We start from the raw sequence: 24,682 nt of genomic DNA on the forward strand, positions 1-24,682 counted from the left end.
TTTTATGAATTCAGACTCACAGAATCTCAACAACCTTAAACTCTTCTGCGATCAGCTCCATCTCATCAGAAAAATAACCTTCCTGAATAAAGAATCGCTGATGTTCTTTCCGCCAGTACTCAAGGCTCAAATCGCCTTCACCTTCCTTTCGGGCAAATTCCTCGGTAACATCACAAAATCGCACCAGTTGCATTGAAACTAATCTAATAACGCATACAGGTACATCCTGACCATCAAGGATGATGTTATAACTCCCAATCCTGGGGGCACACTCTTCCTGCTGATAAGATGCAAAAGAGCCACATGATGCTGTTTTGATCCCTTGTCTAATAAGGCCTGCAAGCTCGTTGGCCAGTATTTGGCTATCACCAATTTGCCACGCATTCGCGCCTGGGTACTTCGCTTTTAATCTATCCATCGAATGCATCAAAAGCCCTTGTTAATCACATATTGAAATGTTTTGAGCATGAGTAGCCAGAACATTAACATTGATATTTACATTTTGGTATCTTGTGCTCGCTTCAAGACCTGAGGTATTCGACGAGCATTTTATGATCTCAGTAAGGGTGTAGAGGCACAGTGAATTTGGCTACCTGAATAGAGGTAATATCATCACCTCATAGCCAAAACAGGTGACAGTATTACCAGACGTAACAGACGCAATTTTAGCCCCGAGTTTCGCCTCGAAGCTGCCCAGCTTGTACTCGATCAGCACTACACCGTTACCGCCACTGCCACTGCGATGAATGTCGGCAAATCCACGATGGACAAATGGGTTCGACAACTTAAAAGAAGAGCGAGCGGGAAAATCACCAGTAGCGTCACCCATGACACCTGAGCAGATTGAGATACTTGAATTGAAGAAAAGCCTTCAACGCGTTGAAATAGAAAGAGATATATTTAAAAAGGCTACCGCGCTCTTGATGTCAGACTCCCTGAACAATTCTCATTAGTTGAGAAACTCAGGGCGCGGTTTCCTGTTGCCGTTGTATGCAACGTGTTTGGGATTCATCGCAGCAGCTATAAATACTGGCGGCAGCCCGGAAAACCTGACGCCACGAGAGTGGCATTACTGAGCCTTGTGCGTGAAGTTTATCGCGAAAGTAACGGTTCAGCAGGAGCGTGAAGCATTGCCTGAGTCGCCGGGGAAATTGCTGGGATAACAGCCCAATGGAACGGTTCTTCAGAAGCCTGAAAACAGAGTGGGTGCCGGATAATGGGTACGTAAATTTTAGCGAAGCCAGCATGGCGATAACAAATTACATCACGTGATATTACAGCCAGCTCAGACCTCATCAATATAATGGAGGTCTGACGCCGAATGAATCTGAACGATTGTTCTGGAAAAACTCTTAAAGCCGTGGCCAGTTTTTGTTGACTACTACAAGGGCAGCTATGAGTGAACAGCGGACGTTCACTTATGACAGCTGAGTGTTTCCAATACGTTGAACATAAGTTTTCTGTTGCGAAACATTGCTTATACGCCTATAAAATCAGAAACCTATATGGTAATGAGGGCAATATGAACATCTCAATCAGAAAATTACTGCCGCTTGAATGGGGTCATGCTTACAGTCTGATTTCACAGCTCCGGAATATTTCCAAAGAGAAATTTATCGAAAGCGTCAGAATTCAGACCATGAACGGTTATGAGCTTGTTGGCGCATTTGGCGATGAGAAAATGCCTGGCCTGATGGGCTTCCGTCCCGTTCATACTCTGGCCAGAGGATCACATCTCCATATTGATGATTTGATCGTTGATGAGGCATCAAGAAGCACGGGGATAGGGAAAAAACTGCTGGATTTTGCCACCACTGAATCAGAAAGTAGGGATATGAACTTCGTGTTCCTCGATGCCCGACAGCAGGCGATACCCTTTTATGAACGGAATGGTTTTGTGGCTCACACATCACCTTCAATGAAAAAGCCTCTCCGATAAACCAGATAGCCTGTTCAGAGGTGGGAGGCGGACATTTTAACTTTGCATCTACACCCTTTAGCACTATAAAAACGTGAAGTTAAGGAAGTTCTTTGCACATAAAAACACTCAAAGGATCTGCTGCATACGGGGGGAATGCATCGCATATCTCGTAACCGCATCTGCGATACAGTGCTATAGCCGGTTGCTGATGAATCCCTGTTTCAAGCCGCAACAGGCTCGAATTCTTTTCTGAAGCAATTGTCTCGATTGCACTGACTATCTGCTCTCCGAGCTTCCTGCCCCGGTATTCCGGTCGAATATAAACCCGCTTAATCTCAGCTGAGCCATCTTCCTGAAATAGCAAAGCACCACAACCTGCAGGTGAGCCACCTTCATTACGGACGATAACGCACCGGAGCTGCTCGTCACTTACTGTTGAAAAGTCCAGGCAGTGATTACTTTCTGCAGGATATAGTTCGCTCTGAAAGGCATCGAGCTCGCTGACCAGCCAGGCCAGATCAGAATCACCTTTATCTACTTCTGAAATGCTGAACATTCGCTATCCTCGATTTATTATTAACTACTGAATCTAACATACTGCCCCTTCGATTACGGCTTTCAGTATTTAACATAGGAGTTAGTGTGCAACTTCTGCTCCAGGCAATGGCGCTTATACTGATCCCGGCGTTAATACGTGCATTCACGGTAAGTTGCAGAGTCATTTTCCCGGCTGCGCTTGTCAGATCAACACCTCCGGGGCGGGGGAATACACGCTACAGATATCGCCGACCTTTGCCTGCACTCTTGCTCCTTTCGGGATAAAATTTTACAGACAGGAAATCTGATGCAGCGGTCATCCTGCTCACAGGGCTGCTTTATACCGCCGATCTCAGACCATTTCAGCACAGGGGGCTGGCCTGACTTTTTTGACGAGACGCTGGCGCGTGAAAATTTCATGTTGTTCATGCGGCAGGTAGCGCCGTCAGCCGGGTGGCACGCAGCAGTCCGACTGACAAAGCCTGTCCCTGAAATTCATGCGGGGCGGACAGACAGCTTACAGGCGATTACTGGCCTCAACCAGTTCGTTATAGGATCTGAAAACGCGCATCGGTGAACCCGATACCATCCAGCCCGTATTGCTATTTCCTTTCAGCAGAGCCTGCTCACTGTTGTTGTAAGGCGTTTTATCGCGTAGCCGACGCATGCGATCCTTGCAGTCTTTCAGAAAGGTTCCGGCTTTATCCTGGAAGATGGACCAGCTGAACGGCTTGCCTGGCTCGCTGGCCGTTGCCTTACCTGCCTCAGCCAGCAGCGCACTGTAAGCATCAATCGCTTTTGTCATTCCAGCCACGTCGGGAGCGGGGGTGCTAAGCAGGGTCGCCAGCTGTTTGGCCTGGGTGATTAACGCCAGGCGGTAGTAGCGACTATGGCGGCCCTCAGATTTTTCAATCTCAACGAGCTGCGCGGCAGTGAGCGCATTGGTCTCTTTTTCCACTTCGGCACCGTAAAGGTCGCTGGATTTCATAAAGCGGTCAAATGCCTTCATGAGCGGCTGATGCATTTGCTTACCTTTCGCGAAGCCATCATCCTTGTAATCGCCCTGACTGTAGTAAAGATGGGCTTGCGAAACCAGCGGATCCAGCGTCGTTAAATCTGCCAGATACTGTGTGGCAGCTGCATCCAGCGTCGGTAATGCGGGGCTGGCCCTGGATGCCTGAGTGATGGCTTTGGTACAGCTCTCCAGTTCGTAAGGTGTGACATCGCCCAGCACGTTGACATTACGCTCTTTGCCGGTTGGCCCCTTTTCAACATGCGCAATCCAGCTCACATAGCGCTGGGCACTGTCGCGAACAGATCCATCGGTGGTGTTAAAGCATCCCACATAGGCATTTAATTTTGTGGCGAGTTGCGCAGCGCTATCCTCCTGAACGGCGTGGGGCTTTTTCTCAGGGGCCGACTTTGCATCCGGTTTGTCACTGTTGTCGCATGCTGCCAATGACAGCACCAGGGCGGTCACCAGCATCCCGGGTATCATGGCCCTGCTTGCTCTTTTAAACATAATCGCTCCTTCATTCATTGGGTTATAAACGCAGATTCTAAATTAATGCCCGCATCCGGCGTATCGCCGTGTTATGCCGTAACAGGATTTACGATGTACAGCGCAGGCCTGCATAAAGGGCTCACAGGCTTCAGCATGCCCTGACGTTGCAATACAGACAGACTGCTGCGGGGGTAAAATGGATGCACCGGATCCATTTGAGAGATATTCAGGACAGGATTCGCTGCAGAATTGTTTTATTTAAGCAATCCCATTCTGATCATCCGTAATGGACGTACGGTGAACCCTCCCTCATCAACAGCGATGAGGGAGGTTATGACATGCGGGTTATGCGCTTTGCGCCGTCTCCGACGATTCATCTTTCAGCAACGCCCTGACAGTCTGGTGACGGTGCCAGTAATAACCGAGGGTATTTTTAAAGGTTTCAATCTCCTTTTTCAGGCCGGGCAGACGGATCTCACTGCGTTTTTTCCCCTGCGAGTTTGCCTGCACATGCTGCACGTAGAGCGTATCTCTGCCGAAATTACGTATTACATTGATGTTTTTAACATTATCCCACTCCAGTGTTTCGCCGGTTTTCGGCGACACGATACCCTGCCAGGTGATGACGATCTGCGAGCCATCTTTCAGGGTATAAGGAACATTAGGGAAATGCTTCAGCACCAGCGCGGTTTCCATTTCACCGGTAGGCTGATAGCGCCAGGCAAGGCTCTCCTCGTGCACCGAAGAGAAGTCGCGCTCATACTTCTGCCACAACTGCTGTTCTATCTCGTCGGCAACCGGCATCAGATCGACCCAACTCTCGGCCGGGAAATCGGCTGCTACTGCTGCATAGTCGGATTCGTCAACGTTATACCCCACGTTGCGCATCCTTTCCGTCAGCGGCGGGTGTGAATCAAACGGGTGCGGCACATTCTGTTTACGGATAACGCTAATAAAATCCGGGGAGGCGACGTGTTCAGGCAGACCGGCAGCAATAGCCTTACTGATCCCCAGTTCATTTTCATGCAGCGTCTGGTTATTAAAGAAGTTTCGCTCGACTTCATTACGGTAGCTGGCATACGCCGACACTTTGATCAGCGATTCGATAATTGCGGCGGGGGATACCAACGTTGATGCGTTGCGATCCGCCACAAACTCACGTTCACGACTGTTACGCTGCCACGCCAGCTCAAACAGCATGCGATAAAGATAGAGCGGATAGAAAACGATCAGCGTTGCCAGATTCTGACCCATCAGCTGCATATAGAGATCAAACCGGTGCAGCTTTGGTCCCAGTAATGCCCCGGAGGCGGTGTCGCCTTCATGAAGGTGTGTCAGCTCGTGGACCATCACACCATCAGCCTGCGCAACGGTGAGCTGACGCAGTAACGGAATACTGACATACAGCTTACGGTTGGTGAGCGGATGCCCATTCACGTTCAGCGGGGCTTCGGTCACGTAGAAGTTGGTGTCGATACCTGCAACGATATGATCGGGTGGCGTGGTGCCCACTCTGGCGGCCAGCATATCTATCTGTGACCAGAGTGCCGGGGCGACTTCGCGGGTTACCACTTCGCCTTCAATACTCTCTTCCGGCGGGAGTTTTTTAAAGATACCTTTGATCATGTAATACATACCGGCCAGCACCAGCAGTCCTACCGCCATCACCAGCTTGGGATAGTAGGTTTGCGTGAAGAACGCGGTTCCCCAGAATGAGAGCCATACCAGCATGCCGCCCTGTACCATGACTTCCAGCGAACAGGCCAGCATCAAAAATTTGTGTGCCAGTGCCAGACTGATTACCTGTCCCTGGCGGCTTTTAAAGGCCAGCGCGCTGAACAGCAACACCATCAACAGGACAATGCCGCTGCAGATTAGGGTCCAGAATGCCACTTTATCCATCATGTAGAATTGCCACAGCTCGGATTGCGGTGCGCAGACGGCGTTTTTGTAATCCCGCAGATTTTCATCTACCGGCCCGCAGACGCTGGATGGCGGGTTCTGCTGCAGAAACGCCTGAAGTTTTCCCGTATCCTGATGCTGTTCCCGCGCATCGTCCACAAAGATCTGTGTATATTGCTGATCGAGTTGCGTGTTGCCATATTCAGCAAAAAACAGGGTAATGACCGGGATGAGAAACAGTGTGAACAACAGCCAGGAAAATACCTTCAGATAACTCTTTTTCAATTCCATTAATGTTTTCAAAATAATGAATTCCTGTGTGCCAATGCCAGGGGGAAGCTGCTGTTATCAGGAAATTCCGAAAAGAACGGCCTGGCCCGGTTAGAAGATGCGGGAACATTTTTGCAAGCTTCAGCGATAATATAATTATTGCAGACGGATTATAATCCAGCCTGATACTGTTTTGAAAAGGAAAATATTTCAGGGGTTCTCCCTTTTCGCAGGCTATTCAGCTGGTCACTCCCTTTTCCCTTTTTCGCAGGCTATTCAGCTGGTAATTCCCCTTTTTTACTGCTGCGACAGCAATAATTTTAGTTAGTATTCAACATTTATTCTGCCCCGTCTCCTGCCCGACTGTTAAACCCTGCCGGATAAAGTAGATCTTTACCCGCCGGAACAGCACATGCAAGTTTTTAAAAGAGTGATGCTGCCGTCGGTATCATTAGAATAGAAATAATATCGTCACGGTACAAACAGGCATGCCACACCCTGCGTTGCAGAATTTGCTGCACCGGTGCCGGATAAGTAACATCATTGGCAACTAAAGCAGTCAGAATCAGTAAGGTTTTAATCGCACAGACCCAACACACCCTAAGCGGGATGTAATTCATATTAGCATCAAAGAAATCATCGCCACCATGATAAAAACATGTTAATTTTTAAAAAATAATTCCTCGTTCCTTACCCTTTTAAAGGATATAAATATGATCGCCTGGAGCGGAGTCGGTTTTTTTGTTGCCCTATTAATTTCTGTCGCCTATCTGTTGTGTAAATGGCTGTTCGATATTTATTACTACGAGGGTTATTTTGTCGAACATTTATGGGCGACAGGCGCCACGCTTTTACTTGCAGCCCTTTTTTGTGGGGCTTTTGTCTGGGTGCTCCGGCAGGAAAGATGGCTGGATGCGATTGCAAAGGCAACGAAAAGTCAGCCGATGATGGCCCCCGAAAAAACCCACAATTTCTTTTTCATTCCCGTGCTTTACTGGCCGATTATTCTGTTTCTGCTCGGTTCAGGGATCTGCCTCTGGGACCTTACCCGATAACGTTTCTGCATCGCTGAGATGGATTTTGCTGACGCTATCTCAGCGACAGGGAAATATCATCAACATAAAGGAGTTCACGATGAAATTAAAAAAATCATTAAACATTATGGGCGCCATTTGCCTCACTGCCGTCATTGGCGGTACCTCGGTCTGCGCATTGGCAGCCGAAGCGAAAACGGCGCCAGCCGCAGCCACGCAGACTGAGACGCTCTCCCTACTCAATGGCAGGCAGACTTTTCAACTGCGGGGCTATGAAGTTCAGCCTGTTCCTGGCGGCGGCCCGGGTAAAATGTACGTCAATAAACTGGAAAAACGCGTGGTGATTATTGGTGAAGAAGCCATCCCGGCCATTGCTCAAGGTGCCAGTGATGCTGATTTTCTGGACGGTATGAAGTCTATTAAAGATAAGCAGATGCAGGCTTCACCCTCTTATAAAGTGATCAGTGAGAAAACCGAAAACGCTAAAGGTCTGCCGGTTTATCATATTGAAGCCACTAACAAAATGGGGGGGAATGATGTTCAACAGGCCACTTTGCTGGCGGTCGCTGAAAAAAAACTCACCGTCATACAGGTTATCTCAAACCACAAAGATAAATCTGGCCACCTGAAAGCGGTTAACAATATTCTCGGAAAGTAACTTAAGAATGGCGGTACGTTGGTACAGCAAATATGGGATCAGCTACTCTCCATTAATTAACGTATTGTGGTGTTTGGAACGTCCACTCCTGGCACCGAGCAGACATGTGCGCAGGGCATAGCCAATTATGAGCAAAAAACACATGTTAACGTTTATCTTATTTTAATTGGTGTCCATAGAGTCACCTTTTGCAAGAGCTGATTCTAATGCAGCCAGTGTTTCGCTTACACAAATACTGCATCAGTGAGACGCCCCTCCCCTCTCTAAATCAAAGGTGTTGCCAAAAATTCCGGTCGCTGTTCGGCCAGCAATGTAAACCCGATGACTTCCGGATACAGCGTACGGCTGACGGTATCCGGCAGCATCAATTCTGTAAAACTCCAGGCTACTGCGATGCTGATACCGGCCACGGACAGCATGTCAGGATGACTTTCCCGCAGCCCGTTTTCCAGTGTCTGCAAGGCACCATGAAGTTGCTGAGTTACCCGATTCAGCCAGGGCTGATGCTGTTTCTCTTCCGGCCTGAGACGCTGTTCGTATACAATCTGCACCGCTTTCTCGCACGCTGCCAGGGCGAATCCGGTAAGATGCAGATCCCGTAGATCTTCCGCTCCGGACGCTGATGTGGGTGCAGGCGAATGACCGGAGTATTTCTCAAGGTAATTAATGATTAGTGTTGAGTCGATCAGCACCTGCTTATCATCTGTGATGAGCGTTGGAACTTTAACGGCTGGATTAATTTTTGTTAAGGCATCAAAATCGCCGAATACTGAAAGCGGCCGATGTTCGAATTCAATACCCAATACTTTCATGTAAATAGCAACCCGTCTGACATAGGGTGAATCCAGCATTCCGATCAGGATCATGGCTCTACCTCATATTATGTTGATTAATAAAATCAATTAACTGTGCGGCAACAGGTAAGGGGGCATCTTCCATTAAAAAGTGTCCGGCCTGTTCATAGATATGCAGCGTGGAAGAGACGATGTCGCGCTGCAAACGCTTTCCATACTCAACCGGTTGCCATTCATCTTCGGCGCCCCATAAAACCTGCACAGGCAGCTGGAGTTGCGGCAATTTTTCTGCAAAGTCACGGGTGTAACAGGCATTATAGTGCGCAACCTGATGCTGGTAAAATGAAGGCTGGCCTACCACTCCACAAAGCGGCGCGAGATAACTTTCCAGACGCTGCTCTGTCATAAGATGCTTATTAAAAACAGCCATCTTTAACTGGCGAGACATCGCGCGGGAATGCTCAGTGGCAGGGATCAGCGCATAATCCGCATAGTTATCCCGCATATCTTTCCATGTGGGCGAAGGCCAGGAGTTGTAGCTCGGAATATCGGCAATCGTAAGCGTCTTCAGAAGGGATGGGCTGTCGAATGCCAGTCTGAGTGAAATTGCCCCGCCGATATCGTGACCAAAAAGATGTGTTTTTTCAAGCTGCCAGTGTTCAAGCAGTTTCAGCAGAAAACCGACCTGTGCGGCAACCGAGGTATCAGCCGTCAAAGGGCGCTCTGATGCGCCAAACCCAGGCAGGTCATACAGGTGAACGTGAAAACCCGCATCGACAAATACCGGCACCAGTGACTGCCAGATCACTGAGTGTGCGGGAGTGCCATGAACCAGCACCAGAGGTATACCTGAACCATGGACCCCGGTCGCAATGCGACAACCTTTTATCAAAACGTCGTCAGTCAGTAATGGGTTATTAGCGGGCATAAGCGTTCTCCGTTGTGCTTGTTTCGGTCAGGCTATCCGTTGACTGAATATGACGCCAGTGACATTATTTCCCGCTATGAACCCACTTTTGTCATATTAAAATGAATAAACGACTCTCTGTTGATGCGCTCAGAGTATTCAAAACTGTGGTGCAAACGGGCAATATGAGTAAGGCTGCATTACTTCTTAATTTGAGCCAGTCCGCAGTAAGCTGGAAGCTCAGACGGCTTGAGGATCAACTTCAAAGCCAGCTACTTACGCGCATCGCCGGAAAAGCCGTTCCGACAGAAAAGGGCAGCGTTCTGCTGCTCCATGCGGAAAAAATACTCACTGAACACGATCATGCCGTGGCTTATTTTTCGCCTTCGCCACTCCGTGGCAAGCTACGAATTGGGGTCACTGAACATATCTCAATGACCGAAATATGCGGGGTCATTTCAACCTTCACTCACCATCATCCCGAGGTGGATATACGACTGGTGGTGGAGCAAAGTCATCTCCTGCGTCAGCATTTTTCTGAAGGAAGCCTGGAGATCATCTTACATCAGGATTTCACGGGCACGGCATCGCCGGAAGATAAGGTATTGTGGAGTGAAAAATTATACTGGTACGCAACGCCTGCCTGGCGGCATGAATCGGATAAGAGCCTGAAGCTTATTACCTGGGGACCGGATTGCTATTACCGTAACCTGGCGGAGGAAAAACTTCGCCAGGCAAAAATTCCATTTGCTGTGATGCTGGAGTGTCCTTCAGTAGCAGGTATGCTTGCGGCGATAACCACGGGTCTGGGGGTGGGAATACTCAATCAATACAGCGTTGAGAAAGCGATTTGTAACGTGTATGAGCTTGAGAAATTAATGCCTCTTCCGTCGGTTGATTGCCTGCTACGCCTGAATAAATACCGCTTTAATCCCGCAAGCGAGGCCTTCTGCGAGATGCTGACCAGGCTGATGCATAAACAGCGATAGTGAATTGGCTGCTATTAATTGATGAATACAACCTGTTGTTAGTAATGTCTGCTCCTGGCACTAAGCAGATCGAGGCCGGTACAGGTCTGCTGTGAGCGAACAACGGAAATTCGCAAGGCATTACTAACACCCCAGTGCATCAATCGACTGGGGGCAGGTCAGTTTTACGCCAGGCTCCTTGTAAACTTAACGGGTAATTTCGTTCCATTAAGCGAGTCCCACCTCGCGCTAATCCTTATTCAGGGATAACTGCGTTTTCTGCCTGACGTGTCGAAGAAAATCGGTAGCCGTGGTTCCCCACAACTCCGGCTCAAACTCATCACCGAAGTGTTTCCTGAAGGCGATCTCCAGATCTGCGCTTTCTTCCGTTAGTAGATCGATGTCAGCAATCAGGCCATATTTTCCGGCAGTATGCGCATCGTGAAGAAACGCATCTATTTTCGGCTCTATTTCATCGCTATCATCGATAAGGTCATAATCCTGACCGAAATAGAGGGTGATAAAACAGCCCAGCTCATTGAGATTTAATTTTTTCATTGCTAAGCCTTCGGAAATGCGGTGAGAGCAAAATATGGCTTACCGTTCCACTGCTCAAAACGCAGAACACTGCGTAAGCTGCCAAACTGCTCGTGGCTGGCAGTGAGGGCGTCGCTCCAGTCTTGCAAACAGTTCTCCGGCCGTTTTGCCGATATGACGCTCCACAGTATGGCCACCGCTGGCTGCCCCTGACATTGATTCGTGCATGGCCAGACTTATCCTTCCGGAACGAACGGCAGCAACCCGGACAGCGCCCACAGCGGCGGCAAAGCCAAAGGGGATGGCTGCATCGACGGTGAAGTCCCACTTCAGCAGATTCTCCGACACTGGCAGATCATGTGCGCAATAGCTGACAGGGCTGCGCTTCCGGGAGGCTTTCGCCAGCAGCCCCTGATGGCGCAGGCTGGCGGCAATGGTTTTGATGTTGTATTCAGGCAGGTTGTCAATGCGTTCTGCAAGCTTCAGGGCTTCGTTGCGAAATTCAGGCGTATATTGCTTACGTGGCATCTCACTGTTTGATAAGGACTTTGTCATGTGAGCTACCTCTGGTTGAGAGTTTACTCACTTAGTCGCATGTCCACTATTGGCGGGTAGGATCAGTGATGTATCAATCCGCCATCTACGGCATACTGGCTGCCGGTAACATAGGATGCGTCATCTGACAGGAGGAAAAGTGCGACTGCAGCGGCCTCTTCTGATGTTCCTGCGCGACCAAGAGGAACCTGACTTACCACAAAATCTTCAAACTGCTGACGCGACTCCTCGGGCATAAAGTGTCTAAAGTTGGTTTCAATCGGACCTGGCACCAAAGTATTGGCGCGTATACCGCGTTCAGCCAGCGCAGATGCCCAGCTCTTGACCATAGCAATAACGGCGCCTTTCGTCGCTGCATACAGGCTCGTCATCGCCGCACCTTCATATACAGATGAGGATGAAGTAACCAGAACGGATGCGCCAGAATTAAGTGATTTGGATAAAGCTGCCAGTTGTAGCATTGGGCCGCGAACATTAGTATTCATCATACGATTAAAAGAATTTGCCGTTACAGCTTCCGGAGAGCTTACCTCTGCGAAGCCCGCATTAAGCCACAATCCATCAAGAGCACCCCAACCGCTAATAGCTTTCCGCAGCGTATTTATATCAGGTTCGCTTGCAGCGTCGCTTTTCAGAATAAGCGATGTCGCAGGAAGCAGGCTAAGTGCACGCTCCAGCCTTTCTTCATTAAGCCCCGTGATGGCTACATGACCACCTTCAGCGACAATACGCTGAGCGCCTGCCAGCCCATGCCACTTGTACCACCAGTGATCAATATACGTTTACCCTGAAACCTGCCCATTCTTACTCCTTCTATTTGGCTGTTGACTCAGCATTTACCTTACGCAAATAAAACACTATTCGTCATCTGTTTCATTACGAAACGATGGCACTGTTCCTTGAATTTCCGCTCCTGGCACAGAGCGGATATCAGCATTAATATCCTGCATCCCTCCGGTTGCCAGGTTTAACCGGGTCTTCAGCTCTAATGCGCTAATCGGGCAAAGCTGGGAAACTCCGACGGACCGCGAAAAGATTCGTTCCGGGCCCTACAACTGGGGTTAGATGACGAACGGCCAGGTTAATTCTTTCAGCCGGCTTTCGCTTGCGGGTTGTTATACCGTTATACCGCGGACGACTTACTGCTGTTCTGAAGATGATGTCAGAAAATACCCTCTTTCAGGAGAACCGGAAACATATGCGAACCCGGGTTCACCGAAGTGCATGCCGGCAACAAGTAAATGTTGACGAGCGGCCTGTTCAAGAATGGTTTTTCTTGTTTTCTCTGCCTGGGCAGGATCACAGTCAAACGAAATTGAAACTTCCGGCCGGGCTGACTGAATATGCGGATAATGGACAATGTCACCCCAGATCAGCAGGCTTTCGTCGCATGAATTCATCAGAAACCCGGTGTGTCCAGGCGTATGTCCCGGCAGACTTACAGCCTTGATCCCCTCACTGATTTCTGCTTCATCAGTAAAACGCAGAACAGGGCCATAAGCTTCCAGCGTGCGACGAACCAGTGACCCGGTCATCTGTAGGCGCTCACTCGTGAGTTTCAGCTTATTTTCATCCTGCCAGAATGCTGCTTCATCACGACTCAGGAAAAGTTTCGCGTTTTTGTATGCAGGCTGACCATGCTCATTCAGCAGACCGCCGATGTGGTCTGGATGTCCGTGAGTCAGAAGAATAGTGTCTATATCGTCTGGCTTAACGCCCGCCGAGTAAAGGTTTTTTTTAAATTCGCCACCTGCATAATTCAGTCCTCCCATACCGGAATCCACCAGTATGACGCGTCCCTGTCCGCGTATTAGGTAGCAGTAAATATGAATATCATCGGGAGCGGTTATTCCTGACTTCTCCTGAATTTTCCCTGCCTCGGTTAAATCAATGCCTGACAGTAAACCCAGGCTGGCTTTCATTCGCCCGTCGCTTATTGCGGTTACCGAGTAATGGCCAATTTTTTGCGAAAGAAAAGGTGACGTATCCATACTATCCTCACTTAATGAATAAAATTATAATCTGCTGCTTCGTTCGGTCCGTGATGTTTAAACCAGTCAGTCACAGTCGCTGACACGTCAGTGTTACAGTCACGGCAAAAAGATATTGAAGTTAAATGCCTGATGAGACTATGATAATTTTCGACTCAGTTGAGACCAAAATTGTTGTGGACATAAAATTACTGCGTTCTTTTGCCACCGTTGCCTTATTCGAACATATCGGACAGGCAGCAGAAAGGCTTCATATTTCTCAATCTCCACTCAGCAGACAGATCCAGCAGCTTGAAAGTGAGTTAGGTATTACGCTCTTTCATCGTGATAAAAAGCGGTTACGGCTGACAGAAGAGGGAAGAAAATTTCTTAATGAGGTAACGCCTTTTTTACAACATCACGATCGTCTGAAAGATTACGGCCGGCATCTTTCGCATGATTACGCAGGGCGACTGGATATAGGCTATGTAGAAGCGGCACTCCATTCCCGGCTTCTTCCTGAGGCAATTGCACGGCTTGGGATGGGGCATGAAGCGGATATCCGCCTACATGCTATGCGTTCAAAGCAACAGATTGAACATCTGAGGGAAAGAGCCATTGATCTGGCCCTGCTGCATACGCCACCTGAAGCTAATAGCATGTTCTGTCAGGAGAAAGTCCTTACGGAACATGTGATACTGGCAATGCCAAAAGAAAGAATGCTATCGGCTACCGGCCCTGATGATCTCAATGGCCAGCCGTGGATAGCAGATCAGGAAAACCTGAATCCTACGGCGCGGGCGCGACTGCTCGCCGCATGTCAGAAAGGCGGTTTTCGCCCCAATATTTGTCTGGAAGTCAGCGGGCCACTGGCTGCGCTGGCCTGTGTGGAGGCCGGGTTGGGTTTCACATTCATACAGAAAAGCCTTGCGCGGATTGTTCCGGATAATGTTGCTCTGGTATCACTCCCCTGGCTGCCGCTTGAAATCACCCTTTTTGCCGTGTGGCGGAAAGAGGAAACAAGACCGTTGACAAAACGTTTTCTGGCAACTCTGGGCCTGCACTGATGCAAGAATGTGATGTCCGGACTCATAAAGGCAAAGAAATGACAATTTTTGTTCCTGGATATGTAATCAAACGACCTTTGCCAATTAATTACAATAAAAATCTGAACGGGAAGTTTGCTGTTATATCTGACATTCAAGTGCATGTATTCACCGTTTTGCTCCTTACTCTACCTGCGCGCTTTTTCTCTCTGAGGCTTCTTCCTACTTCCATTTTATTTGGTCAACGATTTTCCATTGCTGGTATTACAGATGCATTCTGCATAGTTATGTTCGCTCCTGGCACAGCGCTGCCTCTCCGATTAGGTTTAGCCTTGTATCGTAGTTGTGTCAGGAAAGTCTGAGCTAATATACTGACCTTATCCAACTCCGCTCAGATTTAACCTTCTGATTTTTTTTGCAGTTTTCTGAGATGCTCCAGGAAATTCGGTTCGACTTTACGCAGGCACCTGACGGGCTTTTAGCAAAACCATAACCGTTTGTATGTCTACTGAAACCGAAGCTACCTGCCGGACTGTCTCCAGAACCCCTGGAACCGCCCTTACCCACAGCCAGCACAATGCAAAAGGAGCAGGCGGGTGGGCGCCCCTCACTAAAGAGTCAAAAAGGGGAATGGCAAACGGACAAAGGGCGATCGACGACCGCCCTGATGTGTAATCAGCAAATGGCTGAAAAGTTACTGCGCCTTAGGTTCACCTGCGGCCTTAAGCCTTTTCGACAGGTCACGGCGCTCCTTCGACAAATCGGCGTTCTTAATGATGTAATCATCAACGCGATCTTCATAGTCGCTGCGCATGCTGCTAATAATCTCCTGAATAGCTTCAATGCTCATGCCCGGTTTGATATATTCGCTCAGGTTGTCGAGCAGCAGGACACGCTTCTGGTTATCACGAATTTTCTTTTCGTTGTCGTGTATCTCGCGCTGCAGCTTATTCTTGCGACGGAACATCCGTACGAACTCCAGCACGTCCTGAAATGATTGCTTTGCATTTTCCATGAAGACACCTTTCATTTAGGCCTGTTCGCACAGGCGTCATTATCGTAGCCCTCAGCTTAACGGCTCACCGCCGCCGAAGGCAATTTTCAAACTGTAGAGTCAGACTGGCACTTATCTTACCGCGAAGCGCTAATTCCCGCAGTAAGTTGTTGCATATCGCTTATTTACGCAGCGCCAGGCGTAGCAGATCCGACAGCCTTTCCAGCTGTCCGGCCAGCTCAAGACTCAGCCAGACGTAACCGTGGATCGGCGTTTCTACTCCCTCACTGCTGTTAGATGCCTTGATCAGCTGACGCAGCTCGCGGCCAATCTCCGCCAGTTCGGCATTGTTGGCGGCAATTTTATCTGTGCTGCCCGCAACAATCGCCGTCGACAGTGCGCGCAGCGTATTTTCGGTCATCTGCTGGGTGCGACGCAGCGTCGGCGCATTAAGCATGATCAAATGACTCTCGCGTGAGGCCCACCATGCGTTCAGCTGCAGCTCCAGCGTGCAGACCATATTGCGATTCAGCGTCTGTATGCCTTCGAAAACCGAGCGCGGCGTACGGGTTTCCTTACTGGCCGGCTCAATCAGCGCACGCATTTTTACCACGCCGGTTAGTAGCCGCTGGAGAGGACGCGTCAGCCGCGGCTTCTCCACCAGATTGGGGGAGACACCGGCGTGGTAAATTTTCGCCGTCTCAAGCCAGACGTCCGACATCCTGATTCGCCAGTGGGTATAGGCCTTTTGTGGATAGATGCTGGTGAACAGCAGCGCAAGGATCGACCCCAGAATCACATCGCCGCCCCGCCACAGGGCCGTGGTCATATCGCCCGGCGGCGCACCGCAGATCACCGCCAGGGTAATGCCAATAAGCAGCGCCATGTAAGGATGTTTCCCCAGGGTGAGAAAGCCGCACAGAAACATCACCACCGTGCACCAGCCCAGCATGACCGGCAGCGAAATCAGCTCAAGCTTCAGCGCTATCAGCCCGGACACCGAACCAAAAATCGTTCCGCCTATACGTTGCACCGCCCGGGGAAAGACATTTCCCCATGAGGAGATCGGCCCCATCACCACCACCAGGGTGATCAGCGGCCAGCTCCCCTCGGGGATATGCGTCAGGCGCACTAACAGAAATGTCAGCACAAAGGCCAGCGCCACACGGATGCCGTGAACGGTTCGATAGTTGCGGTAAAGGGTGAATTCAAAGGCCGATAGCGGCTTGTCGGGACGCACTCTGTTCTCCTGGTGGCAGGTCATCGACGTGGATGATACCCGATCGAAAACTCTACGTACCAGACTCCCGTCTTATTTTCTTTCGCAACCGGCTGGCGACATCGGCTAAAAAGCGTACTCGGTCCCGCTCCGCCGGGGTTTCAGGCACTCTTCCTCAGCAGCTCAAGCAGGGTCTGCATCTGGGAATCAATGTTGATAATGTCCTTTTTTACGATCAGATGGAGTGGCGTCGCTCGGCGAATACCGCTCTGCAACGGCAAAATTTTCATCCTACCCGCATTCAGATGCTGCATGATGCGCTCCTCCGGTAGCCAGCCATAGCCAACCTGATGCATAACGGCCTCAATGGCTGCCTCGATGGTGGAAAAGGTCCAGGATTCGCTACTGCTGCTTTCATCCTGCACCGGCGGCTGCTCTCTTTCCGCAATGCGTATCAGAGGGTATTGCCTCAGGGTTTCCTCAGTAAGCCTCTCCGCCTGATGATGCAGCGGGTGATCGCGATGCGCCACGGCAACGAAATCGATGTTCATCAGCCATTCACCGCGCCCGGTCATATCCTGGCGGCGCGTCATGACCATCACATCCGCTTCGGCACCGCTGCCGGTCCAGGTTTCCAGTACTTCCGTAAGGTTGATCTGCGTATGTGGATGCAGGTGCTGGAACTGCCGCAGCGCGGAAAACAGCCTGCTGCGCGGGAAAATACTGTCCACCACCAGCTCCAGTCGGGTGCGGATGCCGTCGCGCAATGAGGCGGCGTGAGATTCTACATAATCAAAGGCTTTAAGCAGCGGCCGCACCTGGGCCAGCAACAGCGCGCCAGCAGGCGTAAGCACCGTTCTGCGCCCCTGCGGCTCCAGCAGCGTCACGCCTAATCGTTCCTGTAGCAAGGCCAGGTTGTAGCTAACGGAAGACTGACTTCTGTTGGTCACCTCGGCAGCCCGGGCAAAACTACCCTGTCTCACCACTTCGTTGAGCAGGCTCCACTGTTCGAGCGTCGACTTATGCATTATTCATCTAAATTATGAATGAGTATCATCCAAAATTAGCATTATTCATTAATAAAATGAAGAGATAGACTGATTCTACGCCAACAGGAGGAGTAATGATGAGCACATTCGATAAACATAATCTTGACGGTATTGTCGGTAAACACCTGGTTTATACCTACGATAACGGCTGGAACTATGAGCTGTACGTTAAAAATAAAGAGACTATTGATTACCGCATCCACAGCGGCCTGGTGGGAAATCGCTGGGTGAAAGACCAGCATGTGTATGTGGTGCGCGTCGGAACCCAGATCTACAAAGTTTCCTGGACAGAACCTACCGGTACTGACGTCAGCCTGATCGTCAATCTGAGCGATAAGCTGTTCCACGGCACCATCTTTTTCCCGCGCTGGGTCATGAATAATCCTGAAAAAACCGTCTGTTTCCAGAATGATCATCTGGCAGAGATGCAGCGTTATCGGGATACCGGCCCGGCCTATCCTACCGAGGTGATTGACGAGTTTGCCACCATTACCTTTGTTCGCGACTGCGGCGTGGATAACGACAGCGTCATTGCCTGCGCGGCGAGCGAATTACCCGCTGATTTCCCTGAGAACCTGGAAAACTAAAGGGCATTCGAAGTGAATAACTGACGGAAACACCAGGGCGTCGCCCCTGTATTTCGCAGTTATCCTTCTGACTGATCCAATCACTGCGTCCGCCGGGAGTCATCATGCATCCGTCCCTTGAGTTATTTATTACGCTGACTATCCGCGTGGATCGCCCCATCGTTATTTTCAACGATCCGGGTAAGCTAAAAAGACAGATTATTCCCATATCAGGCGGTGAGATGATGGGAAGGCTGAGGGGAAGGATCCTGCCCGGCGGCATGGACAGCCAGGTAATTGACCGTGAAGGGGTTTGCCGCCTCTCTGCCCGCTATGGTGTGGAAACGGAGGACGGCAAACGCTTTTTTATCGAAAACAACGGTATACGCCGGGTGCCTGCAAGGTATCTGCCGCAGCTGTTTGCTGATGATATGGCTTTTTTCTCAACTATCCCGCCCGATGAGATCTATTTTTTCACCACCCCGACCTTTGAGGTCGCTGATGACGCGCTCTCATTTTTGCAGAAAGAGATATTCATTGGCCGGGGGGCGCGTGGTGACGACGGGCTGGTAATGGCGTTTTATCAGCTTCGCTAAAACTACGCGGCTAACGGCAGCCCGGCCAGCTTCGCTAAGCTATGCAGCTAATAGCTGACCTGTCCGCTCCGCTTGAAACAGGTGGCTAAAAGCAGCCCGGCCAGCTTCGCTCATCGGCGCAGCTGAGGGGCTACCCTGGACCGAGGCTGAGGTTACAGCTTCTGCTTAATGTAGTCTTCAATACGCGTCACCACGCCCGCTTCATTTACCGCCTGTAGGGTGACCAGCGGATAAGAGGCCAGCTGCTTGTCGCCGTCCACCAGCTGAATGGTGCCGACCTGCTCGTTGAGCCTGAGCGGCGCTTTAAGGTCCTTACGCTCAATCACGTACTTCGCCTTAATCTTTTTCACTTCGTCCCGTGGCAGCGCCAGATAGACGTCTTTATCACTGCCGACGCTGACCTGGTGAGGATTGCCATACCAGACGTTTTCATGGCCAATTTCTTTACCCGCATGGAACAGCTGGACGGTATCAAAATTGTTCTGGCCCCAGACCAGCAGCTTGCGCGCCTGCTCTTCCCTGCCCTTCGAACTTTTCCCGCCCATAATAACCGCAATCAGGCGGCGCTGGCCGTCCACGCTGGAGGCGATAATATTGAAGCCTGCGCTCTCCGTATGGCCGGTTTTCAGACCATCCACGTGCAGGGTTTTATCCCATAATAAACCGTTACGATTTTGCTGAGTAATGCCGTTCCAGCTGAGGGATTTTTCACCGTACATCTGATAAAAATCGGGCTCACCGTAGATGATGGCGCGCGAAAGCTTCGCCAGATCGCCCGCCGTCGTGTACTGACCGGGAGCATCGAGTCCGTGCACGGTTTCAAAATGGGTATTGGTCAGCCCCAGCTTCTGGACGTACTGGTTCATCTGCGTCACAAACGCCGCCTGACTGCCCGCGACGTAATCCGCCAGCGCCACGCAGGCATCGTTGCCGGAGTCAATGATTACGCCCCGACTCAGGTCGCGTACGGACACTTTTTCCCCCGGCTTAAGAAACATCAGCGATGATCCTTTAAACACCGGATTCCCCGCCGCCCAGGCGTCATTGCCGACGGTAACCATGTCGTCACGGGTAATTCGCTTGCTGTCGATAGCGCGATCGACCACATAACCGGTCATCAGTTTTGTCAGGCTGGCGGGATTGCGGCGCTCATCGGCGTTACCTGCGGTCAGCACCTGACCGGTGGTCGCATCCATCAGAACCCACGAGGCGGCATCAATTGCCGGAGCCGTCATCGGAAAGGCTAACGGATTTTCATCGGCCTGCGCCAGGGAGGCAAAAGCCAGGACCATACTTAAACTTGCAAGCTGACGCTTCTTCACCGGTAAACCCTCAATAATGTGCTGTAGAAAAAAAACAGCCCGTTGTACGGTATCCGGCGCGCCAGTGTGTTAATAAATTGCAAGAAAATATTAATTTTCAGCCGATTAGCCTGCCCTGGCCGTTGGGGCGGTTTTCAGTCTTCAGGACCAGAGGAAAAATCAGTACCAGGGATAATCTGATAAGTTTCACTTTAGGAACAGTTGACCTTGTTTCTCCGCGTCGCTCCTTTACCGTTCACTGACGAAAAACTTACAATTGAGGGATAGGTATGTCTGCAACACGGGGTTGGTCTACGGAACTGGAGGGGCTGCGTGGCATTGCCTCACTCTGGGTACTGGTTGGACATATCAGCCTGCTGATTCACTGTCATATTACGCTGATATCATCGCCCGGCATTGGCGTCGATCTCTTTATCCTGCTTTCCGGTTACCTGATGGCGAAAAACTACGTCGAGCGTCAGCAAAAAGAACCCTGGCAAAGCGCCACGACCATTAAGAAATTCTGGATCCGCCGCTTCTTCCGCATCGCGCCGCTTTACTATTTACTGCTGATCGTGGCGCTAATATATGGCCCGTGGTTTGGCGAAATGCGCGATACCATCGCCCAGTTTTATTCCGCTACCGCCACCGAATCCTCCCGATATTCTGACCAGTCACTGGCCAATATTCTGACGCATTTCAGCTTTCTGTTTGGTCTGCTACCTGCTTATGGCTTTAATACGGTGCTGCCGGACTGGAGCATCGGGCTTGAGATGCAGTTCTACGCGCTGTTCCCGTTTATTATGCTGGTGGTGCTGCGTTTCGGGTATGCCGCCTCGCTAATAGGCATTATGGCGCTGTGCTGCGTGGGCCGCTATCTGCTGGCCGACTATTATGAAGCCTTCGTGATGCCGTCAATGATTCTGATTAAGCTGAATATGTTCCTGTCTGGAATGCTGCTGGCTGAAGCGGTACGCCGTAAGGCCCTGCTCTATGTGGCTTTTGCCCTGCTGGGGCCGGTTGCCAGCGTGGTGATTGGTCTGCAGGCCATTAAGCTACAGGTAATAATGGAAGTGCTGATGATCGTGGGCATGGCCGCGATTCTGTGGCAGTACGCCCCTGATGGCCTGATGGCCCGTCTTATCGCCCTGCCCCGCAGGCTGCTGAATAACCGCCTGAGTACCTGGCTGGGGGATGTTTCATTTTCCGTTTATCTGCTGCATCTGCTGATTGTCATTCCTGCTATCGCCCTGATGCTGTCTCATACCAGCCTGGGTAATAAAAGTGACATCGTGCGTTTCGCAACAATCTGCGCGATATGCATTCCCATTACCTACGCGCTGGCCTCGCTGCTATATAAGTTTGTAGAGAAGCCAGGCATTCTGCTGGGTAAGAAGGTGCTGGCACCGCGTCCGGTTGAACAGGTCGGTTAGGCATTTTCGACTTCTCCAGCACGCAATGTGTTGGAGAAATCCATTAACCGGGCATTCCATGAGGGCCCCATTGGAAAGTTTGGCATGATTACAGGAACAGGGCCGCCATTAATGGCGTTTTGGATTACATACTGGAGTGCTCCACCTAAAGCACCGGAAGCAGCACCTGCTGGCGCGAATGGCCCGGTAAACAAAAATCCCAACCCGGCACCCCACAGCATACTTTCTGTTATACCACCAGGAATTTGACCATTGCTGGGATAGCCTGCGCCAGAAATATTCATGTCATAACTATGTATCTCTCTCATTTTTAATCATCCTTATTATAAGAACAGTAATAAAACTGATAACTATTGAAATTATCAGGTTGTGGGATATCGATAACAAATAATTCCTTAACGGCAAAGCATTTCTTTCATTAGTAAAGAGATGCAGAGGGAAAAAGATATTTATAAACGCTGGAACAAAAATCATGATCCCGATCTGCTTATGACTGAATGTTACTTTCCTTTTCCAAAACCACATTATTATAGCCATGACTGAAAATGTTATTGGCGTCACGGGAGCTCCTTTTAATAAAGCCTTTCTTGATTTAAAAATCTAAAACAAACTTATCGCGTGCGCAACAAGCCATCATCTTTTTTGTAAGCGTTATTATGATAATAAAAAAATGGATAAATCACTAATTTATAGTGACATTACCAGACAGTCAGATTGGCTTACAGGTCCATTACATTACGAGGATTTTAATTTCTGCGTTATACATACGTAGAGTCGCCACTATTAAGGCTAAACAAACAACTTTTATGCAATACCCATACTATTTTGTTACATTACATAATACAGCATCGACATGGCTCTCCTCAATCTCGCATCTCGCCACCCGCTTTTCGTAAATTAACTACCAGTATAATGACCCTGATGTTAAGTAAAATCGAGTATTAGAAATGATACAGCCTGAAATGTCGGGCTGGCGGATAAGAGCTTAAACTCTCGCCCAGTGCAATTTCCACATTCCTGATTCACTTGTGTGCCCTGCCGCGCTGATTTTGTTAAATCTCTGCACTCCAGCCCCATTGCAACAGCAGAGGGAAGCAGCTGTGCCTTTCCCGGCACAGTGTGAGCATTGTTGTCTTACAAAGTGGGTTTCGGTACGAGGTTGTATAGCGTCTTCTCCTGTTAAGCTGTTACCTGGTACGGCGAGCTTCACCACTTCACGCTGAACTATGTGTAATCCAGCCCTGTCGTGGTCAACTCAAACAGACTCCTGGGCCGTCTGAATCAGTTATTTCAGGTGTACCGGAATATGGTTTACCATATGGATAGCGAAGCGTGGTGTCACAGATGGCTGAGGTGAAAATGCCGCCGAAAATCAGCGGGATATTTATTAATTTCAGTAAATTCATGCACCTAATTTAGTAACCGAAGGCGACTCTACACAGTGAAAGACAAACCAGTACAGCCAACATTCCTGTTTCACGACTATGAAACCTTCGGCAAAAGCCCGTCGCTGGACCGCCCAGCACAGTTTGCCGGCATCCGTACCGATATGGACTTCAACATTATTGGTGAACCTGAAGTGTTCTACTGTCAGCCAGCGGATGATTACCTGCCCCAGCCGGAGGCGGTGATGATCACCGGTATTACCCCGCAGCTGGCACAGGCGAAGGGCATCAGCGAGGCGGCGTTTACCCGGCGCATCCACGCGCTTTTTAGCGAGCCGGGTACCTGCGTGGTGGGCTACAACAACGTACGCTTTGATGATGAAGTGACCCGCAATCTGCTGTATCGCAACTTTTATGATCCCTATGGCTGGAGCTGGCAGAATGGTAACAGCCGCTGGGACCTGCTGGACGTGATGCGCGCATGCTACGCCTTACGGCCTGAAGGCATTGTCTGGCCAGAGAATGACGATGGCTTTCCCAGCTTCCGACTGGAGCATCTGACCAAAGCCAACGGCGTGGCTCATGAGAACGCTCACGACGCGATGTCGGACGTTTACGCCACCATCGCGATGGCTAAGCGGGTAAAGGAGGCGCAGCCGCGTCTTTATGACTTCCTGTTCAGCCACCGCAATAAGCAAAAAATCATGACGCTGATTGATATTCCACAGATGAAGCCGCTGGTGCATATCTCGGGAATGTTTGGCGCGTTTCGCGGCAATACCAGCTGGATAGCCCCGCTTGCCTGGCATCCGGTGAATAAGAACGCGCTGATCGCCTGCGATCTGGCCGGCGATATCAGCCCGCTGCTGGAACTGGATGCCGATGCGCTGCGCGAGCGGCTTTATACCCGCCGCGATGAGCTGGGCGAAGCCTCACCGGTCCCGGTTAAGCTGGTGCATATCAATAAGTGCCCGGTGGTAGCCCCCGCCAGTACGCTACGCCCTGAAGATGCAGAGCGCCTGGGCGTCGACCGCCAGCGCTGCCTGGATAATCTGGCCCTGCTACGTCAGCATCCGGAGATCCGGGAAAAGGTGGTGGCGCTGTTTGCCGAGGCTGAGCCATTTAAACCCTCTGATGACGTCGATGCCCAGCTCTATGACGGCTTTTTCAGCGACGCCGACCGCTCGGCGATGAATATTATCCGCGATACGGCACCTGAAAATCTCCCGGCACTGGACCTGACCTTTAACGACGCGCGCATCGATAAACTGCTGTTCCGCTACCGCGCACGCAACTTCCCCGGCACGCTGGATGAGGCCGAGCAGAAGCGCTGGCTGGAGCATCGCCGTAGCGCGCTGGATCCTGAGCGGGTGCAGAGCTACGTGCAGGAGCTTGAGATGCTCTATAACCAGTACGAGGGAGATAAAGCGAAGATGGATCAGCTTAAGGCGCTGTTTGACTATGCGCGCGAGCTGGTCTCCTGAGGCTGGATAGCCGGAGTCTGCCTAACGCTGCGGCCAGGTCGATGAACGGTAG

At 50.4% G+C, this 24,682-nt stretch carries 22 protein-coding genes and 4 pseudogenes; 10 read left to right on the plus strand and 16 right to left on the minus strand.

Translation table 11 applies throughout. From position 1 onward, the window contains the following. Positions 1-16 precede the first annotated feature (16 nt). Positions 17-427 carry an ASCH domain-containing protein gene (locus AAGR22_RS14305; protein ID WP_345828132.1) on the minus strand — a complete coding sequence of 137 codons (411 nt, stop codon included), beginning with the start codon at positions 425-427 and terminating at the stop codon, positions 17-19. 213 nt (positions 428-640) lie between these two features. Here AAGR22_RS14305 and AAGR22_RS14310 point away from each other — a divergent pair. Both AAGR22_RS14310 and AAGR22_RS14315 read left to right on the plus strand, forming a co-directional pair. Continuing rightward, a pseudogene (locus AAGR22_RS14310) lies at positions 641-1,356 on the plus strand (transposase). 166 nt (positions 1,357-1,522) lie between these two features. Continuing rightward, positions 1,523-1,939 (plus strand): GNAT family N-acetyltransferase, encoded by a 417-nt coding sequence (locus AAGR22_RS14315; protein ID WP_345828134.1) that lies wholly within the window; start codon positions 1,523-1,525, stop codon positions 1,937-1,939. A 79-nt stretch (positions 1,940-2,018) separates the two neighbouring features. On the opposite strand, the gene AAGR22_RS14320 is transcribed toward AAGR22_RS14315, so the two are convergent. From AAGR22_RS14320 to AAGR22_RS14330, 3 genes are all read right to left on the minus strand, one after another. Beyond that, complete coding sequence (locus AAGR22_RS14320; RefSeq protein ID WP_345828136.1) at positions 2,019-2,477, minus strand: GNAT family N-acetyltransferase; 459 nt, start codon at positions 2,475-2,477, stop codon at positions 2,019-2,021. 498 nt (positions 2,478-2,975) lie between these two features. Beyond that, positions 2,976-3,980 carry a YiiG family protein gene (locus tag AAGR22_RS14325; RefSeq protein ID WP_345828138.1) on the minus strand — a complete coding sequence of 335 codons (1,005 nt, stop codon included), beginning with the start codon at positions 3,978-3,980 and terminating at the stop codon, positions 2,976-2,978. Between the two features lie 327 nt (positions 3,981-4,307). After that, positions 4,308-6,155, minus strand: coding sequence for a M48 family metallopeptidase (locus AAGR22_RS14330; RefSeq protein WP_345831610.1), 1,848 nt, complete (start codon positions 6,153-6,155; stop codon positions 4,308-4,310). 692 nt (positions 6,156-6,847) lie between these two features. Between AAGR22_RS14330 and AAGR22_RS14335 the strand changes: the two genes are divergently transcribed. Further along, on the plus strand, positions 6,848-7,189 hold the full coding sequence (locus tag AAGR22_RS14335; RefSeq protein ID WP_345828140.1) for a hypothetical protein: 342 nt from the start codon (positions 6,848-6,850) through the stop codon (positions 7,187-7,189). Between the two features lie 79 nt (positions 7,190-7,268). Then, positions 7,269-7,826: a hypothetical protein gene (locus AAGR22_RS14340; RefSeq protein ID WP_345828142.1), complete on the plus strand. Its 558-nt coding sequence runs from the start codon at positions 7,269-7,271 to the stop codon at positions 7,824-7,826. Positions 7,827-8,089: 263 nt separating this feature from the next. On the opposite strand, the gene AAGR22_RS14345 is transcribed toward AAGR22_RS14340, so the two are convergent. Together AAGR22_RS14345 and AAGR22_RS14350 are read right to left on the minus strand one after the other, a co-directional pair. Continuing rightward, a complete protein-coding gene (locus AAGR22_RS14345; protein ID WP_345828144.1) occupies positions 8,090-8,692 on the minus strand; it encodes a glutathione S-transferase in 603 nt (200 codons plus the stop codon). 4 nt (positions 8,693-8,696) lie between these two features. Then, entirely contained in the window at positions 8,697-9,548 is an 852-nt protein-coding gene (locus AAGR22_RS14350) for an alpha/beta hydrolase (protein ID WP_345828145.1), read from the minus strand. A 101-nt stretch (positions 9,549-9,649) separates the two neighbouring features. On the opposite strand from AAGR22_RS14350, the gene AAGR22_RS14355 reads away from it, so the two are divergent. After that, on the plus strand, positions 9,650-10,516 hold the full coding sequence (locus tag AAGR22_RS14355; RefSeq protein WP_345828147.1) for a LysR family transcriptional regulator: 867 nt from the start codon (positions 9,650-9,652) through the stop codon (positions 10,514-10,516). A 228-nt stretch (positions 10,517-10,744) separates the two neighbouring features. Here the strand turns inward: AAGR22_RS14355 and AAGR22_RS14360 are convergent, their stop codons facing one another. The 4 genes and pseudogenes from AAGR22_RS14360 to AAGR22_RS14375 all read right to left on the minus strand — a co-directional run bounded on the left by AAGR22_RS14360 (position 10,745) and on the right by AAGR22_RS14375 (position 13,578). After that, positions 10,745-11,053: a contact-dependent growth inhibition system immunity protein gene (locus AAGR22_RS14360; RefSeq protein ID WP_345828148.1), complete on the minus strand. Its 309-nt coding sequence runs from the start codon at positions 11,051-11,053 to the stop codon at positions 10,745-10,747. A gap of 297 nt (positions 11,054-11,350) precedes the next feature. Then, a pseudogene (locus AAGR22_RS14365) lies at positions 11,351-11,485 on the minus strand (IS3 family transposase); the annotation flags it as partial. A gap of 164 nt (positions 11,486-11,649) precedes the next feature. Further along, positions 11,650-12,389 (minus strand): annotated as a pseudogene (locus AAGR22_RS14370) (SDR family oxidoreductase). A 337-nt stretch (positions 12,390-12,726) separates the two neighbouring features. Then, on the minus strand, positions 12,727-13,578 hold the full coding sequence (locus AAGR22_RS14375) for an MBL fold metallo-hydrolase (RefSeq protein WP_345828150.1): 852 nt from the start codon (positions 13,576-13,578) through the stop codon (positions 12,727-12,729). Between the two features lie 140 nt (positions 13,579-13,718). Between AAGR22_RS14375 and AAGR22_RS14380 the strand changes: the two genes are divergently transcribed. Further along, positions 13,719-14,624 carry a LysR family transcriptional regulator gene (locus AAGR22_RS14380; protein WP_345828151.1) on the plus strand — a complete coding sequence of 302 codons (906 nt, stop codon included), beginning with the start codon at positions 13,719-13,721 and terminating at the stop codon, positions 14,622-14,624. Between the two features lie 673 nt (positions 14,625-15,297). Here the strand turns inward: AAGR22_RS14380 and AAGR22_RS14385 are convergent. The 3 genes from AAGR22_RS14385 to AAGR22_RS14395 all read right to left on the minus strand — a co-directional run bounded on the left by AAGR22_RS14385 (position 15,298) and on the right by AAGR22_RS14395 (position 17,844). Further along, on the minus strand, positions 15,298-15,618 hold the full coding sequence (locus tag AAGR22_RS14385; protein ID WP_067708320.1) for a DUF496 family protein: 321 nt from the start codon (positions 15,616-15,618) through the stop codon (positions 15,298-15,300). Positions 15,619-15,778: 160 nt separating this feature from the next. Next, on the minus strand, positions 15,779-16,837 hold the full coding sequence (locus AAGR22_RS14390; RefSeq protein WP_067708323.1) for an FUSC family protein: 1,059 nt from the start codon (positions 16,835-16,837) through the stop codon (positions 15,779-15,781). A gap of 140 nt (positions 16,838-16,977) precedes the next feature. After that, positions 16,978-17,844 (minus strand): LysR family transcriptional regulator, encoded by an 867-nt coding sequence (locus AAGR22_RS14395; protein ID WP_345828155.1) that lies wholly within the window; start codon positions 17,842-17,844, stop codon positions 16,978-16,980. Positions 17,845-17,939: 95 nt separating this feature from the next. Between AAGR22_RS14395 and AAGR22_RS14400 the strand changes: the two genes are divergently transcribed. Together AAGR22_RS14400 and AAGR22_RS14405 are read left to right on the plus strand one after the other, a co-directional pair. Further along, on the plus strand, positions 17,940-18,452 hold the full coding sequence (locus AAGR22_RS14400) for a phenolic acid decarboxylase (RefSeq protein WP_345828157.1): 513 nt from the start codon (positions 17,940-17,942) through the stop codon (positions 18,450-18,452). A gap of 104 nt (positions 18,453-18,556) precedes the next feature. Beyond that, a complete protein-coding gene (locus tag AAGR22_RS14405; protein ID WP_345828159.1) occupies positions 18,557-19,027 on the plus strand; it encodes a DUF3237 domain-containing protein in 471 nt (156 codons plus the stop codon). A gap of 152 nt (positions 19,028-19,179) precedes the next feature. On the opposite strand, the gene dacD is transcribed toward AAGR22_RS14405, so the two are convergent. Beyond that, on the minus strand, positions 19,180-20,349 hold the full coding sequence (gene dacD / locus AAGR22_RS14410; RefSeq protein ID WP_345828160.1) for a serine-type D-Ala-D-Ala carboxypeptidase DacD: 1,170 nt from the start codon (positions 20,347-20,349) through the stop codon (positions 19,180-19,182). 269 nt (positions 20,350-20,618) lie between these two features. On the opposite strand from dacD, the gene AAGR22_RS14415 reads away from it, so the two are divergent. After that, the gene (locus tag AAGR22_RS14415; RefSeq protein ID WP_345828161.1) at positions 20,619-21,761 is read left to right on the plus strand and encodes an acyltransferase; all 1,143 of its coding nucleotides are present in this window, start codon (positions 20,619-20,621) and stop codon (positions 21,759-21,761) included. Here AAGR22_RS14415 and AAGR22_RS14420 read toward each other — a convergent pair. Continuing rightward, complete coding sequence (locus AAGR22_RS14420; RefSeq protein ID WP_345828163.1) at positions 21,758-22,069, minus strand: hypothetical protein; 312 nt, start codon at positions 22,067-22,069, stop codon at positions 21,758-21,760. The genes AAGR22_RS14415 and AAGR22_RS14420 overlap by 4 nt on opposite strands. 945 nt (positions 22,070-23,014) lie before the next feature. After that, positions 23,015-23,167: pseudogene (locus AAGR22_RS14425) on the minus strand (hypothetical protein); the annotation flags it as partial. A gap of 35 nt (positions 23,168-23,202) precedes the next feature. On the opposite strand from AAGR22_RS14425, the gene sbcB reads away from it, so the two are divergent. After that, positions 23,203-24,630 (plus strand): exodeoxyribonuclease I, encoded by a 1,428-nt coding sequence (gene sbcB / locus AAGR22_RS14430; protein ID WP_067708348.1) that lies wholly within the window; start codon positions 23,203-23,205, stop codon positions 24,628-24,630. Positions 24,631-24,682: the final 52 nt, after the last annotated feature.

It is taken from the genome of Erwinia sp. HDF1-3R (assembly GCF_039621855.1).
Lineage (GTDB): Bacteria > Pseudomonadota > Gammaproteobacteria > Enterobacterales > Enterobacteriaceae > Erwinia.